The 16,441-nt window shown below is 47.5% G+C and carries 14 protein-coding genes, 1 rRNA gene and 1 other RNA gene; 15 read left to right on the top strand and 1 reads right to left on the bottom strand.

What is annotated here, in order from left to right; genetic code table 11:
- Nucleotides 1–189 precede the first annotated feature (189 nt).
- From rpoE to rpmE, 8 genes are all read left to right on the top strand, one after another.
- Nucleotides 190–732: a DNA-directed RNA polymerase subunit delta gene (gene rpoE / locus EIM92_RS04070; protein ID WP_125081591.1), complete on the top strand. Its 543-nt coding sequence runs from the start codon at nucleotides 190–192 to the stop codon at nucleotides 730–732.
- A 285-nt stretch (nucleotides 733–1,017) separates the two neighbouring features.
- Complete coding sequence (locus EIM92_RS04065) at nucleotides 1,018–2,619, top strand: CTP synthase (RefSeq protein ID WP_125081590.1); 1,602 nt, start codon at nucleotides 1,018–1,020, stop codon at nucleotides 2,617–2,619.
- Nucleotides 2,620–2,803: 184 nt separating this feature from the next.
- Entirely contained in the window at nucleotides 2,804–3,181 is a 378-nt protein-coding gene (locus EIM92_RS04060) for a response regulator (protein ID WP_125081589.1), read from the top strand.
- 298 nt (nucleotides 3,182–3,479) lie between these two features.
- Nucleotides 3,480–4,334, top strand: coding sequence for a class II fructose-1,6-bisphosphate aldolase (gene fba / locus EIM92_RS04055; protein WP_125081588.1), 855 nt, complete (start codon nucleotides 3,480–3,482; stop codon nucleotides 4,332–4,334).
- Nucleotides 4,335–4,520: 186 nt separating this feature from the next.
- Nucleotides 4,521–5,774 carry a UDP-N-acetylglucosamine 1-carboxyvinyltransferase gene (locus EIM92_RS04050; RefSeq protein ID WP_125081587.1) on the top strand — a complete coding sequence of 418 codons (1,254 nt, stop codon included), beginning with the start codon at nucleotides 4,521–4,523 and terminating at the stop codon, nucleotides 5,772–5,774.
- A gap of 165 nt (nucleotides 5,775–5,939) precedes the next feature.
- Nucleotides 5,940–7,286 carry a transcription termination factor Rho gene (gene rho / locus EIM92_RS04045; protein WP_125081586.1) on the top strand — a complete coding sequence of 449 codons (1,347 nt, stop codon included), beginning with the start codon at nucleotides 5,940–5,942 and terminating at the stop codon, nucleotides 7,284–7,286.
- A gap of 64 nt (nucleotides 7,287–7,350) precedes the next feature.
- Nucleotides 7,351–8,619, top strand: a complete 1,269-nt coding sequence (locus EIM92_RS04040) for a radical SAM protein (RefSeq protein WP_125081585.1) — start codon at nucleotides 7,351–7,353, stop codon at nucleotides 8,617–8,619.
- 109 nt (nucleotides 8,620–8,728) lie between these two features.
- Nucleotides 8,729–8,926 carry a 50S ribosomal protein L31 gene (gene rpmE / locus EIM92_RS04035; RefSeq protein WP_110929797.1) on the top strand — a complete coding sequence of 66 codons (198 nt, stop codon included), beginning with the start codon at nucleotides 8,729–8,731 and terminating at the stop codon, nucleotides 8,924–8,926.
- Between the two features lie 109 nt (nucleotides 8,927–9,035).
- On the opposite strand, the gene EIM92_RS04030 is transcribed toward rpmE, so the two are convergent.
- Nucleotides 9,036–10,298: a stalk domain-containing protein gene (locus EIM92_RS04030; protein WP_125081584.1), complete on the bottom strand. Its 1,263-nt coding sequence runs from the start codon at nucleotides 10,296–10,298 to the stop codon at nucleotides 9,036–9,038.
- Between the two features lie 142 nt (nucleotides 10,299–10,440).
- Here EIM92_RS04030 and ffs point away from each other — a divergent pair.
- From ffs to EIM92_RS03995, 7 genes are all read left to right on the top strand, one after another.
- Nucleotides 10,441–10,708, top strand: an RNA gene (gene ffs / locus EIM92_RS04025) — signal recognition particle sRNA large type.
- Between the two features lie 203 nt (nucleotides 10,709–10,911).
- Nucleotides 10,912–12,681, top strand: a complete 1,770-nt coding sequence (gene dnaX / locus EIM92_RS04020) for a DNA polymerase III subunit gamma/tau (RefSeq protein ID WP_125081583.1) — start codon at nucleotides 10,912–10,914, stop codon at nucleotides 12,679–12,681.
- 65 nt (nucleotides 12,682–12,746) lie between these two features.
- Nucleotides 12,747–13,058, top strand: a complete 312-nt coding sequence (locus EIM92_RS04015; protein WP_125081582.1) for a YbaB/EbfC family nucleoid-associated protein — start codon at nucleotides 12,747–12,749, stop codon at nucleotides 13,056–13,058.
- Between the two features lie 27 nt (nucleotides 13,059–13,085).
- On the top strand, nucleotides 13,086–13,685 hold the full coding sequence (gene recR / locus EIM92_RS04010; RefSeq protein WP_125081581.1) for a recombination mediator RecR: 600 nt from the start codon (nucleotides 13,086–13,088) through the stop codon (nucleotides 13,683–13,685).
- 181 nt (nucleotides 13,686–13,866) lie between these two features.
- The gene (locus EIM92_RS04005; protein WP_246021198.1) at nucleotides 13,867–14,166 is read left to right on the top strand and encodes a DUF2508 family protein; all 300 of its coding nucleotides are present in this window, start codon (nucleotides 13,867–13,869) and stop codon (nucleotides 14,164–14,166) included.
- Nucleotides 14,167–14,200: 34 nt separating this feature from the next.
- Nucleotides 14,201–14,464 (top strand): pro-sigmaK processing inhibitor BofA family protein, encoded by a 264-nt coding sequence (locus EIM92_RS04000; protein ID WP_125081580.1) that lies wholly within the window; start codon nucleotides 14,201–14,203, stop codon nucleotides 14,462–14,464.
- A 337-nt stretch (nucleotides 14,465–14,801) separates the two neighbouring features.
- Nucleotides 14,802–16,356: ribosomal RNA gene (locus EIM92_RS03995) — 16S ribosomal RNA — on the top strand.
- Nucleotides 16,357–16,441: the final 85 nt, after the last annotated feature.

Raw genomic sequence — 16,441 nt, 5'->3', positions numbered from 1 at the left:
GGCGAATATTTTACGGTTTATAAAGGTTAGTCGTTATGGATGCACTTGACCAGACTATTAAACTTGACATACTAATGCCAAATAGGTTTTACTTATGTGTGATATGGATATGTTAGTTAAGGAATCAATTTACAACTTGATTTCGGATACCTATATTCTGAACTTTGCGTGAGAGGAAGTGTCCGCCTGGTGAGTACCCCACTTAATTTGAAAATCGACCCGGAGAAAGTTCATGAAATTCCGATGGTTGACTTGGCCTTTTTGATTTTAAAAGCGGCGAATACACCGTATTATTACCGCGACCTGATGAGCGAGGTAGCTAAGATCCGCAATATGTCGGAGGAAGAGATTAATGAAGCTATTGCTCAATTGTATACGGAGATTAACATCGACGGACGATTTGCTTGCGTCGGCACCAACCTGTGGGGCTTGAAGCGCTGGTACCCGATTGAGAAGTCTGAGGATCCTGTGGCGAATGCGAAGCGTCCGCGCATCATTAACGATGACGACGACGACTTGGAGGATGAAGACTTTACCGACGAGGAAGACAGCTTCACTGAAGAGGACGAAGATTTTGACGCCATCGATGGAGAAGACCAAGATGAGCTGTTCTCGGACGAAGACGACGAAGAAGTCGATGAGGTTGAAGATGATTCGCTACTTGCTGACGAAGAGCTTGATGAAGACGATGAGAGCTCGGATGAGGAAGAAGAGGAATTCGAGGATAAATAAGGTGGCTGATCACCTTGTGGGTTTGCATAATATTGCCGAAAATGTAACCTCCTGAAATGCTCTCTTCTTTACTTGACAGGGGAGTGGCGAACGGGTAAACTATTGCATGGGCTTATGATTCAAACCTATAAATACGTTCTAAATTAGAAAAAGTGCCCCGACCTATTCGGGTGTCACTTTTTTGTTTTTTTATACCTTTTTTAGCTATGATTCGAGAGCTATTGGGTTACGCTATGATCTGAGTCGCCTGAATTTCTGGACTATTATGTAGGAGGTTTTTAGACTGTGGCAAAATATATTTTCGTAACAGGCGGGGTTGTATCCTCTCTCGGAAAAGGGATTACGGCCGCTTCACTCGGTAGGCTGCTTAAAAATAGAGGTTTAAAGGTAACGATCCAGAAATTCGATCCTTACATCAACGTGGATCCGGGTACGATGAGTCCTTACCAGCATGGAGAAGTGTTCGTCACGGACGATGGGGCCGAGACAGACCTCGACCTTGGTCACTATGAACGCTTTATCGACATCAATCTATCCAAAAACAGCAACATTACGACAGGTAAAGTCTACTCCTCCGTCATCGGCAAGGAGCGCCGCGGGGAATACCTCGGCGGAACGGTTCAAGTTATTCCGCATATAACGAACGAAATCAAAGAGCGTGTATTCGTGGCTGGCCGCGAGACGGGATCGGATGTGGTCATTACGGAGATCGGCGGAACGGTGGGCGATATCGAGAGTTTGCCATTCCTAGAAGCGATCCGTCAAATCAAGAGCGATGTTGGCCGCGACAATGTCATGTACATTCACGTAACACTTATTCCATATATTAAGGCTGCCGGTGAAGTAAAAACGAAGCCGACCCAGCATAGCGTCAAAGAGCTTCGCAGCATCGGCATTCAGCCGAATGTGATCGTATGCCGCACGGAGTATGAGCTGTCCGAGGACATGAAGGCGAAAATCGCTCTCTTCTGCGATATCGATGCCAATGCGGTTGTAGAATGTCGCGATGCGGATACGTTGTATGAAATTCCTCTTAATCTTCAAGAGGAAGGTCTGGATGAAATCGTCGTTAATCATTTGAAACTAAATGCTCCGGCACCTGATATGAGTGAATGGGAAAAGCTTGTGGAGCGGATTAACAAGCTGGAGAAGACAGTTGAGATTGCGATTGTCGGTAAATACGTAGCGCTGCATGATGCGTATTTGAGTGTCGTTGAGTCGCTGTCCCATGCTGGGTTCGATAATAATGCCGAAGTGAAGGTGCGTTGGGTAAACGCGGAAGACATTACCCCCGATAACGTCGCTGAGCAATTGAAGGGCGTCGGAGGTATTCTTGTGCCTGGAGGGTTTGGAGATCGTGGCATCGAAGGCAAAATTACGACGATTCGTTATGCTCGTGAACATAAAGTTCCATTCTTTGGAATTTGTCTAGGTATGCAGGTGGCTGTGATTGAAGCTGCTCGTTCATTGGCAGGTTTGGAGGGTGCTAATAGCTCGGAAATTAATCCAGCTACTCCGCATCCAGTTATCGATCTTCTGCCTGAGCAAAAGGATATCGAGGATTTGGGTGGCACGATGCGTCTCGGCCTGTATCCGTGCAAGCTTGAACCGGGTTCTCTGGCAGCGCAATGCTACAAAGCTGATGAAGTACAAGAAAGACACCGTCATCGTTATGAATTCAACAATAACTATCGTGAACAGCTTGAGGCTGCAGGTCTTCGCATTTCAGGGACATCTCCGGATGGCCGCCTGGTCGAGATCGTTGAGCTTCCTGAGCATCCATGGTTCTTGGCCGTTCAATTCCATCCTGAATTTACATCGCGCCCGAACCGGCCACAGCCGTTATTCCGTGAGTTCGTTAAGGCTTCGATCACGCATAATTCCTAATTTTTTTAGGATGGATTTGATCGATTTGAAACAGCTTTCTCTACAAAACATTCGCAATTTCCTAACTGAAGGAAAATGCGAATGTTTTTCAGTATCTTTTTACCAAATTAGAAGGGTTTTCCTAAATCGAGGCGAATTATACCTATAGGAATTACAAGGGTTAGACTTGTAGGAGGGTGTCTCAGTGGAAGAGAAGAAAGTGTTAATTGTCGATGATCAGAACGGAATCCGTATTTTATTGATGGAAGTGTTCAGCAGCGAAGGTTATAAGACGTTCCAAGCTGCCAACGGCAAAATGGCTTTGGAAATCGTCCGCAGTGATTCGCCAGATCTGGTGCTTCTCGACATGAAGATCCCTGGTATGGATGGATTAGAGATATTGAAGCATATCAAGGAGGTCAATCCGGCCATTAAAGTGATTATGATGACGGCTTATGGCGAGCTGGATATGATCAAAGAAGCGACAGAGCTCGGCGCATTGAGACATTTTACCAAGCCTTTCGACATTGATGAAATGCGCACGGCGGTAAATACGGAGCTTAAGGGCGGCGCAGTGCTTTAATCTGGGTGTTCAAGAGAACCGGAGGCGGTCGATTGCCTATGGAGATTGCCGTGTTTGAATTTAATATGTCAAGAAGACAACCTCCCTTGGGGTGATGAGGAATTCGTTCCCGCTATGTCCCCTCAAAGGAGGTTTCTTTTTTGCCTTATTGCGGGTAAGTAAGGCTGTCTTTCTTCTTGCATATTTTCATAAATAGGAGGAAAAGCTTCAATAGTATTTTTGTCGGGTTGTGTTATAATAATTACGTGTGAATGTCGGCAAAATGAATACAAACAAACGTCCTAGGAGGATTGGAGCCATGCCATTAGTAAGTATGACAGACATGTTGAACAAAGCTCTTAAAGGAAAGTATGCAGTGGGTCAGTACAACATCAATAACTTGGAGTGGACACACGCGATTCTTGAAGCTGCAGAAGAAGAGAAATCACCCGTAATTCTTGGTGTATCTGAAGGTGCGGCACGTTACATGGGCGGATTTAATACCGTTGTTAAAATGGTACAAGGCCTTATGGAAGATCTGAAAATTACCGTTCCTGTAGCGATTCATCTTGACCATGGTTCAAGCGTTGAGAAATGTAAAGAAGCGATCGATGCTGGATTCACTTCCGTTATGATCGACGACTCCCACAGCCCAATTGACAAGAATATTGAAACGACGAAAGCTGTCGTTGAATATGCGCATTCGAAAGGCGTATCCGTTGAAGCTGAAGTAGGTATGGTCGGCGGACAAGAAGACGATGTCATCGGTGAAGTGATGTATGCGAAGCTGGAAGATTGTGTTCGCATCGTGAAAGAGACAGGCATCGACACGCTTGCGCCAGCACTTGGCTCCGTACACGGCCCTTACAAAGGCGAACCGAATCTTGGCTTTAAGGAAATGGAGGAAATCTGCAACTCGGTTAGCGTTCCGCTTGTTCTGCATGGCGGTACAGGTATCCCGTTGCATGACATTAAGAAAGCGATCTCCCTCGGTACTTCCAAAATCAACGTGAACACAGAGAACCAAATCTCTTTCACGAAAGTGGTTCGCGAAGTTCTTGCCGAGAAGACTGAAGCTTACGATCCTCGTGTGTTCCTGAAGCCTGGCCGTGAAGCAATCAAACAAACGGTCATCGGTAAAATTCGCGAGTTCGGTTCCAACAACCAAGCATAATTAATCAACTCTAGGTACAGTTTGCACTTCATATGAGAAGAGAGACACCGCTATTTAGCGGTGTCTTTCCTATTTCATTGCAGAAGTGGTATTATGAATAAGAATCGCTTAGTTACCTGAGCGAATGTAACTATGCCTAATATTTATTGATGGAACTATTTTCGGCTTCAGGGGGATCTTCTTCTTATGGAAAAGTTAATGATTCATGGCGGACGACCGCTAAGGGGAACCGTCCAAATCAGCGGAGCCAAGAACAGCGCGATTGCGCTTCTTCCTGCCGCTATCTTAGCGGAATCGGAAGTAGCTCTGGATAATTTGCCGCATCTTAGTGATGTGGCGGTGTATACGGAAATACTGGAGGAGCTTGGGGCGAAAGTGACCTGGACAAACGGACAGATCAAAATTGATCCTAGCCAGATCCGGTCTATTCCGATGCCTAATGGCCCCGTGAAGAAATTGCGCGCCTCTTATTATATGATGGGTGCCATGCTGGGGAGGTTTGGCGAGGCTACGATTGGACTGCCGGGGGGTTGTAATTTTGAACCCCGCCCGATTGATCAGCATATTAAGGGATTTGAAGCATTGGGAGCCACGGTAACGAATGAGCATGGTTCCATTCATCTTAAAGCCAAAGAGCTGCGAGGGGCGAAGATATATCTTGATGTTTGCAGCGTAGGGGCTACGATTAATATTATGCTGGCGGCTGCAAGAGCCAAAGGCTCCACAATTATTGAGAACGCGGCAAAAGAGCCTGAAATTATAGATGTTGCCACATTGCTGAACTCGATGGGTGCCAGCATTAAGGGCGCGGGAACCGAGACGATCCGGATTGAAGGGGTTAAGGAGATGAGCGGCTGCCGCCATTCGATTATCCCTGACCGGATTCAAGCAGGTACTTATATGATCGCTGCAGCTGCTACCCGCGGCGATATGATTATTGATGGGGTCATTCCAAAGCACCTTGAGGCGCTCACGGCGAAATTGATCGAAATGGGCGTCACGGTTGAAGAAATAGATGAGTCGATTCGCGTGCTTGGCGCGCCACGATATGAGCATATCGATGTGAAGGCTCTGATCTATCCTGGCTTTCCGACGGACATGCAGTCTCCGATGACCAGCCTGCTCACGCAAGCAGAAGGAGTCAGCGTATTAAGTGATTTTGTATACAGCAACAGGTTTAAACACGTACCGGAGCTTGTGCGTATGGGAGCGAAGATTCGTGTGGAAGGCCGTTCGGCTATCATTGAGGGCGGAGAGCTTAATGCCGCTAAGGTGAAAGCGACCGATCTTAGGGCTGGAGCGGCGCTCGTCATTGCTGGACTTACCGTCAAGGAAGGAATTACGGAAGTATCCGGTGTTGAATTGATCGATCGTGGATACGATAATCTTGTAACAAATTTGCGCTCGCTTGGTGCAGATGTGTGGCGTCAGGCAGAGTAAAGGATCTCTGCCTGACGCATAATTTTGCAGTAACGGGTAATATTAGTAAAATGCGTCTATCATTTTCCCCGTTTATAGAATTATACTGGTTTCATAGTGTAATAGACATCCTGATTAATGAATCCAAATATAACAAATGAAAAAATTGAATAGGTGGTATACTTTATGGATTTACAAATTGCCGACTTGGAAGAAATGAAACTGACGGAGCTCTATAAGCTGGCGAAGCAGTATCAGATTCCTTATTACGGACAGCTTAAGAAGAAAGAACTGATCTTTGCGATCTTGAGAGCTCAGGCAGAACAGAGCGGCCTTATGTTTATGGAAGGCGTACTGGAAATACTGCCGGAAGGCTATGGTTTTCTTAGACCGATCAACTACTTGCCGAGTACTGAAGATATCTATATTTCAGCATCCCAAATACGTAAGTTTGATTTGAGAACAGGTGACCTGGTATCTGGCAAATGTAGAACGCCGAAAGAAAATGAACGATACTTCGGACTATTGCAAGTGAATGCCGTTAATGGAGAAAATCCGGCTATCGCAGCCGAACGCCTGCATTTCCCGGCATTAACACCTCTTTATCCGCAAAGCAAGCTCGTGCTTGAAACAACCCCTAACCATTTATCCACTCGTATTATGGATGTTCTAGCCCCTGTTGGACTTGGACAACGCGGTTTGATCGTAGCACCGCCTAAAGCGGGCAAGACGTTGCTGCTTAAGGAAATCGCCAACAGTATTTCTACTAATCATCCCGAGATTGAGCTATTTGTGTTACTTATCGATGAACGCCCTGAGGAAGTTACGGATATGCAGCGTTCGGTAAAGGGGGAAGTCATTGCTTCCACATTCGATGAGCTGCCGGAGAACCATATTAAGGTGGCTGAGCTTGTGCTGCAGCGTGCACTTCGTTTGGTAGAACATAAGAAAGACGTCGTCATCCTGTTGGATAGTATTACTCGTTTGGCTAGAGCATACAATCTTGTTGTTCCGCCTTCCGGCCGTACATTGAGCGGGGGGATCGACCCTGCTGCATTCCATCGCCCAAAGCGATTCTTTGGTTCGGCGCGGAATGTGGAGGAGGGCGGAAGTTTGACGATTCTGGCCACAGCCCTAGTAGACACGGGTTCTCGTATGGATGATATTATTTATGAAGAATTTAAAGGAACAGGTAACATGGAGCTGCACTTGGATCGAAAACTGGCCGAACGCCGAATTTTCCCAGCCATCGATATTCGCCGTTCCGGGACAAGACGGGAAGAAGTGCTCTTAACGAAAGAGGAGTTGGATACGATCTGGTCGATTCGCAAAAATATGAACGATTCCTATGATTTTGTAGAAGGCTTCTTAAAGAAACTACGCGACAGCAAGACGAATGCAGAGTTTCTGGCTTCCTTTGATACCTCTGGAAATACTTCAACATCCAGCAGTAGCAACGGTGTACGCCGTTCGCCGCGCTCCGCTGCTTCATCTGGATCAGGGTCAGGACCTGGATCAGGATCTGGGTCCTAACATGGCACCTGGTGTCATAAATTGGCTAGGAATGGCCGTATCGTAAGCTAAAGAGGAGAACAAAATGTATTTAGTATATGCAGATAAACAAGGACAAGTCTATGATCACCCCTCGTTGTATGGCCTCGCTCGAAGCGCGGATATGATCGTTGAAATTTTAGAGGATGAACTGATTCCGTTACCGGAAGGGGCGACATTAGTAGGCCTGCCTTCAACAAGGCCGGTTGGAATGGATCCCGATACGGGTGAGATGATGCCCGTTCCAGGAGATGTGCAGGCTGTAGGGGCTTTGCTTCCGCAGGGCTTCACCCGACTTTGCCTCCCCGGTTATGTAAAGACGGATAAGGAATATAAACTCCCGTTGTTCGGATATTCTGCGGTGGTATGGAAGGATGGCCAATTTTATGTAACGGCACGGTTGTCCGATGACCCCGAGAAATGGAATCCACAAAACTGTGATCCGCTCGAGCTCAAAAGCCAGGTCAAGGCATTCAGAACAAAGTACCCTGATAACCGTTTGTACGAGCATTTATCCAATTGTGCCTTAGGTTATGAATGCCTAACTGCTTCGAATACCTTCCTGAATCGCTGGGAGGGAGCAGTTCCCGTCTCTTATTCCTGCAACGCGGGCTGCTTTGGTTGTATTTCGGAACAGCCGGATGATAGCGGGTTCGTTGCTCCACAGACGCGAATGAACTTCCGCCCCCGCGTGGAAGAGCTTGTTGAAATTATGCTGGAGCATTTGAAGACGCCGGAATCGATTATCAGCTTCGGGCAAGGCTGCGAAGGAGAACCTTCGACACAGGCCAAGCTGATCATTGAAGCGATTCACGAAGTCCGGCGCCAGACCGATATGGGGTATATCAACATCAATACGAATGCGGGGCTTAGTGACCATATTCGCGGTATAGTGGATGCTGGTCTTGATTTGATGCGCGTGAGCACGATTAGTGCGTTGGACGATCATTACAATGCTTACTACAGGCCGCGCGGGTACACTTTGGCAAATGTAGAGAACTCGCTCCGTTATGCTTCCGATCAAGGCGTATACACGTCGATTAACTATTTAATCTTCCCTGGTGTGACGGATCGGGAGGAGGAAATTGAAGCGATGATCGAATTTGCCCGGCGTACCAAGCTCCGCTTGATCCAGCTCCGCAATCTCAATATCGATCCTGAAAGTTATATGGAGCTTATTCCTCCGGCCAAAGGCGAAATTTTTGGTATGAAGCAGGCGATTGAGATATTCCAGCAAGAGCTGCCGGATGTTGTCATCGGCTCATATACTCATGTTCCACCTGCCGAGTTAGCGCGGGTAAAATTGCGGGGATAAACCTCATATATTCCAATTGCGCGACAAAACATCGCGTGATATAATCACTTTATGTGTCATTTATAACTCTGTGCACGCTTGAGGCTCAGGGCGGAAAGAAGGTGAAGTCATGAACGAAGCAATTCAACCTAAATATCACGTGACAACGGTAACCTGCGCTTGCGGAAATACCTTTGAAACAGGTTCTGTGAAACAAGACCTGCGCGTCGAGATTTGCTCCAACTGCCATCCATTCTTCACAGGTAAACAGAAATTTGTGGATGCTGGCGGACGTGTTGACAGATTTAAGAAGAAATACGGTATCTAATTTACATTTGATGGAGACGTGCTGCGATGCAGCATCTCGAAATACATGCGGAATCCCCTGCCTATTGGCAGGGGATTCGTTTGTTTTCCGATCTGATTATCCGGAGAATTTAATTTTTAAATTCAATGCTTTTTTGCATTTGCGTCCATTCTTCGCTGCTGACTAGGCCGAGTCTCCATATGGCGATACCTTTAAGGTCATAGCGTTTGGCTAGACCGATAAGCGTATTAACTGATTTGGTATTTTCGCTGTTCATGTTGAGTCCCAGCACAAGCTTGTTCTTCTTCGTTTCCTTGAGCGCAAGGCGAATGGCTTCATCCACTTTATCAGCCGGTTCGGGCTGCCCGCTTTTGCCGCCGCTACGGTAGTCATAGGCCATAATAACAATTTCATCCACAATCTGACCGAGCGCCTTGTAGTCATAACCTTGATAAGACGAATTAAGCGGGTGAAGTGCCAAGGCGAGCTTCAGGTTTTCAGATTTAGCTTGCAAGGATATTTCTTTAACAAAGGCAGTGAAGGAAGCACGGGTTCTTGTTTTGTCTGTAGTTAGGCCCAAGCCTTCAAAATCAAGCAAAATACCTTGGAATTGATTGCTCTTTGCAGCCCCCACCATTTCTGAAATTGCCTGCTTCCGGGCATCGGCATTTTCGATGATTTTGGTCAGTTCGCCATTGACATCTCCAGAATAAACCATCAAATAAGGTAGTGTCCGGGATCTTGCGGCTTCGCTAACCAGGACCTCTGGAGTTGTATTTCCTGCGGGGAGTGGCCATTTAAAGTCTTTGCCGTTCAGAGTGAATTTCCCATTCTCATCGATTCTGCTCCAGCCAAAGGCTATGGAGTCCAGGATTGGAATCATGGCTACGTCGGAAAAGGATGAGATCGCATAGAAGCCCATGGTGTACATCCTTTGCTTGGGGGACAAAATTGAGACGGTGCGCGTCTTCTGATTCCAACTGACTTGTGCCCCGAACTGCTGGCTAAAGAAGCTGAGCGGGATTAAGGTGTGCCCGTCGACCATCTGCGGTGCTACGGCAAGATCGACGGGTGCCCCGTTTACGCTAGACTTCTTGCTGTCCAAGGTTAACTGAACTCGAACCGCATTTGGGCCAGTTCCTTTTATAGCGGAGATACTTTTGGATTTCGCATTCCATATCACTTGAATGCCCAACGCTTCCGATATTACGCGAAAAGGTACAAGGGTTGTCCCTTCTTTGATGATAGGCTCTGCAGGGAACTGAAGAGGGTATCCGTCAAGCATGATCTGAATCGGGACGTTAGCATAAACCTGTTGGGGCTGCGACATTATTCCGCTAAGTGTTCCGATCCAGATTGCTGCGGCGAGCATGAGTTTACCTACTTTTTTCATACAGGTACATCCTCTCTATGTAGTTCCATATTATTCTATAAATATATCAAACTTTAAGAGAGAAGGCATGCTTAAGTTAGCGAAAAAGACAACTTTTTCCGCCGGTTGCATTTTGGACATGGTTGAGATATACTTAATTTCACCGTGCTAGATGGGGAGGTAGCGGTGCCCTGTAACTCGCAATCCGCTATAGCGAGGTTGAATTCCTGTTAGAGGTCTTGCCGATGTGAGGTCTGGTCTTTACGGCAGACGTTGACAGACGGGTCCTCCGCAATGAGTACCTGTGAACCTGGTCAGGTCCGGAAGGAAGCAGCCATAAGCAGTCATACTTTTGTGCCGGGGGGAAGCCTGTCTCGAGTTGCGCCGTAAGGGTGCCGCTTGGATCGCAATGATCGATAACAGGTGCACGGCTACATAGTATCTATAAAGAGCGACATCTTTGTCTTTTCGGGCAGAGATGTTTTTTTATGTTTATTTTACGAGGAATGAAGCATATTGCTTGTGGTAATGCTTTCGGTGAGCGACTTGTGAGTTAGAAGTTTTTCTCCTCGTTCGAGTATAGTATAATGGATGCGTGACGATTATCGTTTCATGAAGAAAGAAGGTGCCGCATATGGAGCATATTGCGCTGTACCGTGCATGGCGGCCGCAGTCGTTTCAGGACATGGTAGGACAACAGCACATTATTCGTACGTTGCAGAATGCGATTCGGGAGCAGCGGCTTTCGCACGCTTATTTATTTAGCGGACCCCGAGGAACAGGAAAGACGAGTGCGGCCAAAATTTTGGCCAAAGCGGTGAACTGTGAGGAGGGGCCGGCCCCAGAGCCGTGCAACGAATGTGACTCGTGCCGTCGGATTACGGCAGGAGCTGTTATGGATGTGCTTGAGATTGACGCCGCCTCCAACCGGGGAGTTGAAGAAATTCGTGATTTGCGTGAAAAGGTGAAATATGCCCCTACTGAGGTGCGGCAGAAGGTTTATATCATTGATGAAGTTCATATGCTGACGACGGAAGCGTTTAATGCATTGCTTAAGACGCTGGAAGAACCGCCGCCGCACGTCATGTTTATCTTAGCGACAACAGAGCCTCATCGGCTTCCGGCCACGGTCATATCCCGCTGCCAACGTTTTGACTTCCGCCGAGTATCTTTGGAGGAGCAGAGCGAGAGGTTAAGGCTTATATGTGAACAAGAGGGCATAACTGCGGAGGATGAAGCGATCCAGTATATAGCTCGATTGTCGGATGGCGGTATGCGAGATGCGCTTAGCATACTGGATCAAATTGCATCTTTCTCAGATGGACATGTATCCTACAAGCAGGCGCTTGATATGACTGGCGGGATTCCTTCGAAACAGTTTGCGGAAATCGCGAAGACGCTGGTCGAAGGCGATATTGGCGGTATGCTGCAATTGATTGAGGGTCTTATGCAGGAAGGCAAGAGTGCTGATAAATGCATGGAGAACCTGCTCTATTATTTCCGTGATTTATTAATGATTAAAATGGTGCCAAATGCAGATAAGATGACAGAACGCGTGTTGGACTCCCAGGAATTCAAAGAAATGGCAGAATTGTTCACGCGTTCGCAGCTATTTCGGATTATCGATACTTTGAACCATTATCAGATTGAAATGAAATATGCGCTGCAGCCGCAAACATTGTTTGAGGTTGCTCTTCTGAAGCTGTGCAGTATTCCTCAGAGTGAAGATGCTGTTCCTTCCCAGTCTGTATCTTCGGCCGCTTCGGCTATCGCTGATTCCTCTGGTGGTCAATCGGAGGTTCAGCAGCTGCGTCGTCAACTGGCTGAATTAGAGAAGAAGCTTGAACGTGCGCTGCAAGGAGGTTTGACGAGTGGGGGGCAAGGTGCTGCGCAGAAGGGGGGTCGTTCGAGTGCGAGAACGGCTGCGCCTCGTGTAGCCTCCAAGGTCAAGATTCCTGCGGGAATAGATCGATATGTGGCGCAGCGAAGCAGTCCGGAATTTTTGGCTGTACAGGGAAAGTGGAATCAGGTGCTTCAAGGCGTGAAGGACGAGAAGATTACCATTCATGCTTGGTTCGTCAATGGCGAGCCCGTTTCTGTCCTGGAGGACGCCGTGCTGGTCGCATTCAAGAACGATATCCATCGTGAAACTACGGAGAAGCCAGCAAATAAGCAGCTCATTGAGATGGTTATGGAGCGGGTATTAGGCTCGCCATATCGGCTGGTTACGATGATGCTCAAGGATTGGAGCGACAGTATTGAGGGCGCGGCAGTTGACCCGTCCAAAGAGGAGCCCTTTCAGTTAGAGCAGGTCGCAGAAGACGGTAGCAGCGGCAGTAAGGAGCCGTGGGTGGACGAAGCGCTACAAATGTTTGGGGACGATCTTGTTGTCGTGAAGGAGTAACGAGCTAACTTTTTTTACAAATAACTATAATATATAAAGACAAAGGTAAAGGAGATGTAAGTAATATGAATAATATGAACCAAATGATGAAGCAGGTTAAAAAAATGCAGGAGCAAATGCTGAAAGCCCAGGAGGAGCTCGGCGGTAAAACGGTCGAGGGAAGCGCAGGTGGCGGTGTAGTTACTGTAGAAGTCAACGGTCATAAGAAGGTATTGTCCGTTAATATTAAACCGGAAGCTGTGGACCCGGATGACGTAGAGATGCTGCAGGATCTTGTGTTAACAGCTGTCAATGATGCGCTGAACAAAGCGGATGAGTTGGCTAACAACGATATGGGGAAATTCACGGGCGGAATGAAGATTCCAGGCCTGTTCTAATTACACAACCGAAGGAGAACACTTTCATTGTATTATCCCGAACCGATCGCCAAGCTGATCGACGCCTTTACTCATTTGCCGGGAATCGGGCCGAAGACGGCCGCGAGGCTGGCTTTTCATGTACTGAATATGAAGGAAGACGATGTTATTGATTTTGCCAAAGCTTTAGTAAGTGTCAAAAGAAACCTTCACTATTGCTCGGTATGCTGCAACATTACGGACACTGATCCCTGTCGAATTTGCCAGGATAAAACTCGAGATTCCTCGGTCATTTGCGTTGTACAGGATTCCAAAGATTTGGTAGCTATGGAACGAACGAAAGAGTTCGATGGTTACTATCATGTACTGCAAGGCGCTATTTCACCCATGGAGGGACTTGGCCCCGATGATATACGACTTAAGGAGCTTTTGAACCGTCTCAGCGATGAACGGGTTAAAGAGTTAATCTTAGCGACCAACCCTAACATTGAGGGAGAAGCGACCGCGATGTATATTTCTCGTCTTGTGAAGCCGTTCGAAATTTGTGTAACTCGCATTGCCCACGGATTACCGGTTGGCGGAGACTTGGAGTACGCGGATGAAGTAACCCTATCCAAAGCGCTCGAGGGCAGGCGCGAATTAAGATAAATAAAGAAATTGAAATGATTCGGAAAGAAGCACGGGTTGATAACCTGGCTTCTTTTTTATTTCTGCGTGCAGGTTTAATAATTACAGCCACGAGCAACGACCAAAATAAGAAAATAGGCTAGTTCTAAGTTTGTCCCTTTCCCGATACACATGAGATATACGGGATCGAGGGGGCGATTTAGTGATATGGAAGCAATGGAAGCAGTGGTTGTTAAGAGTCAAGAAGATCAAGGAGTTCGACGAGGTGCTGGAGTATAAGGAGCATCTGTACAATGAAGTGAAGAAGGCGCAGCGAGAGTGGGAACAGGCTTACTATGCGTTGCAGGAGGCTGTCGGCGCTGATGAGGTGGATATCGCGATATATACTTTAGAGGCTGCGGAAAGACGGTATCAGGTGCAATTGAAGGCGGCCAAGCAGGCAAATGTGACCTGGGAGCCATTTCAATTTGGCTCATACCTCGATTCGTATTTTAGAAAATAGTTCGAGGTGAACTAAGGTGAAGAGGTGATAAAAGATGAAACTGATACTATCCTTAGTGCTTATTGGATCGTTGCTGTTATTAGGCTACGTTATTTTTTCGCGAAGGATGGGTTTCGCATGGCTTACTCGCTTGGGACTTCACATGGTATTGGCCGCGCTTGGGATTTATGTTGTAAACTTCTCTGGATTATTGACCGAAGCCTACATTCCAATGAATCCGGTAACGATAAGTACTGTGCTTATTCTCGGCTTGCCGGGTGTGGGTTTACTGCTCGGGATTAAATTGGCAATACTTTGATTATATTTCATGGTTGACGTTAATTTAAGTTTTGTGTTACATTATAAATCGCTTCTTCGAAAGGTCAGGACAACTTGGTTACTCAAAAAATATTTTTAAAAAGGTCTTGACTTGAGAATGGTAAGCATGATATATTATAAAGGTCGCTGCTGAAACAACAGCGGCATACGAAATAAGGTTTGATCTTTGAAAACTGAACAACGAGTGAGCGGGTTTCACGGAAGTGAAATCTAAAAATAGAGTCAGATGCAAATCTGATCTCGTCAGATTCAAAATGAGCAAGTCAAACATCTTAGCTGAAAGAGATTTTGCCTACGGGTAAAACTTCCTTTCATCTTTATTGGAGAGTTTGATCCTGGCTCAGGACGAACGCTGGCGGCGTGCCTAATACATGCAAGTCGAGCGGGATTATTTTGGAAGCTTGCTTCCAAAATAATCTAGCGGCGGACGGGTGAGTAATACGTAGGCAACCTGCCCCTCAGCCTGGGATAACTAGCGGAAACGTTAGCTAATACCGGATAATTTGTTTCTTCGCATGAAGGAGCAATGAAAGACGGAGCAATCTGTCACTAAGGGATGGGCCTACGGCGCATTAGCTAGTTGGTGAGGTAATGGCTCACCAAGGCGACGATGCGTAGCCGACCTGAGAGGGTGAACGGCCACACTGGGACTGAGACACGGCCCAGACTCCTACGGGAGGCAGCAGTAGGGAATCTTCCGCAATGGACGCAAGTCTGACGGAGCAACGCCGCGTGAGTGATGAAGGTTTTCGGATCGTAAAGCTCTGTTGCCAGGGAAGAACGTCTTGGAGAGTAACTGCTCTAAGAGTGACGGTACCTGAGAAGAAAGCCCCGGCTAACTACGTGCCAGCAGCCGCGGTAATACGTAGGGGGCAAGCGTTGTCCGGAATTATTGGGCGTAAAGCGCGCGCAGGCGGTCATTTAAGTCTGGTGTTTAATCCCGGGGCTCAACTCCGGGTCGCACTGGAAACTGGGTGGCTTGAGTGCAGAAGAGGAGAGTGGAATTCCACGTGTAGCGGTGAAATGCGTAGATATGTGGAGGAACACCAGTGGCGAAGGCGACTCTCTGGGCTGTAACTGACGCTGAGGCGCGAAAGCGTGGGTAGCAAACAGGATTAGATACCCTGGTAGTCCACGCCGTAAACGATGAATGCTAGGTGTTAGGGGTTTCGATACCCTTGGTGCCGAAGTAAACACATTAAGCATTCCGCCTGGGGAGTACGGTCGCAAGACTGAAACTCAAAGGAATTGACGGGGACCCGCACAAGCAGTGGAGTATGTGGTTTAATTCGAAGCAACGCGAAGAACCTTACCAGGTCTTGACATGCCTCTGACCGCTCTAGAGATAGAGCTTCTCTTCGGAGCAGGGGACACAGGTGGTGCATGGTTGTCGTCAGCTCGTGTCGTGAGATGTTGGGTTAAGTCCCGCAACGAGCGCAACCCTTGATCTTAGTTGCCAGCATTTCGGATGGGCACTCTAAGGTGACTGCCGGTGACAAACCGGAGGAAGGTGGGGATGACGTCAAATCATCATGCCCCTTATGACCTGGGCTACACACGTACTACAATGGCCAGTACAACGGGAAGCGAAACCGCGAGGTGGAGCGAATCCTATCAAAGTTGGTCTCAGTTCGGATTGCAGGCTGCAACTCGCCTGCATGAAGTCGGAATTGCTAGTAATCGCGGATCAGCATGCCGCGGTGAATACGTTCCCGGGTCTTGTACACACCGCCCGTCACACCACGAGAGTTTACAACACCCGAAGTCGGTGAGGTAACCGCAAGGGGCCAGCCGCCGAAGGTGGGGTAGATGATTGGGGTGAAGTCGTAACAAGGTAGCCGTATCGGAAGGTGCGGCTGGATCACCTCCTTTCTATGGAGAATCGTTCTCTGCAACGAGAACATTCAAAAAAAAGGCTGACGAAAGTCGCCGATCCCTTTGCAGATGCAAAGAGGTA

This window comes from Paenibacillus lentus (genome assembly GCF_003931855.1).
Lineage (GTDB): Bacteria > Bacillota > Bacilli > Paenibacillales > Paenibacillaceae > Fontibacillus > Fontibacillus lentus.
Note: the sequence above shows the minus strand (reverse complement) of the source record. Positions and strands in the feature narration are given on the sequence as shown.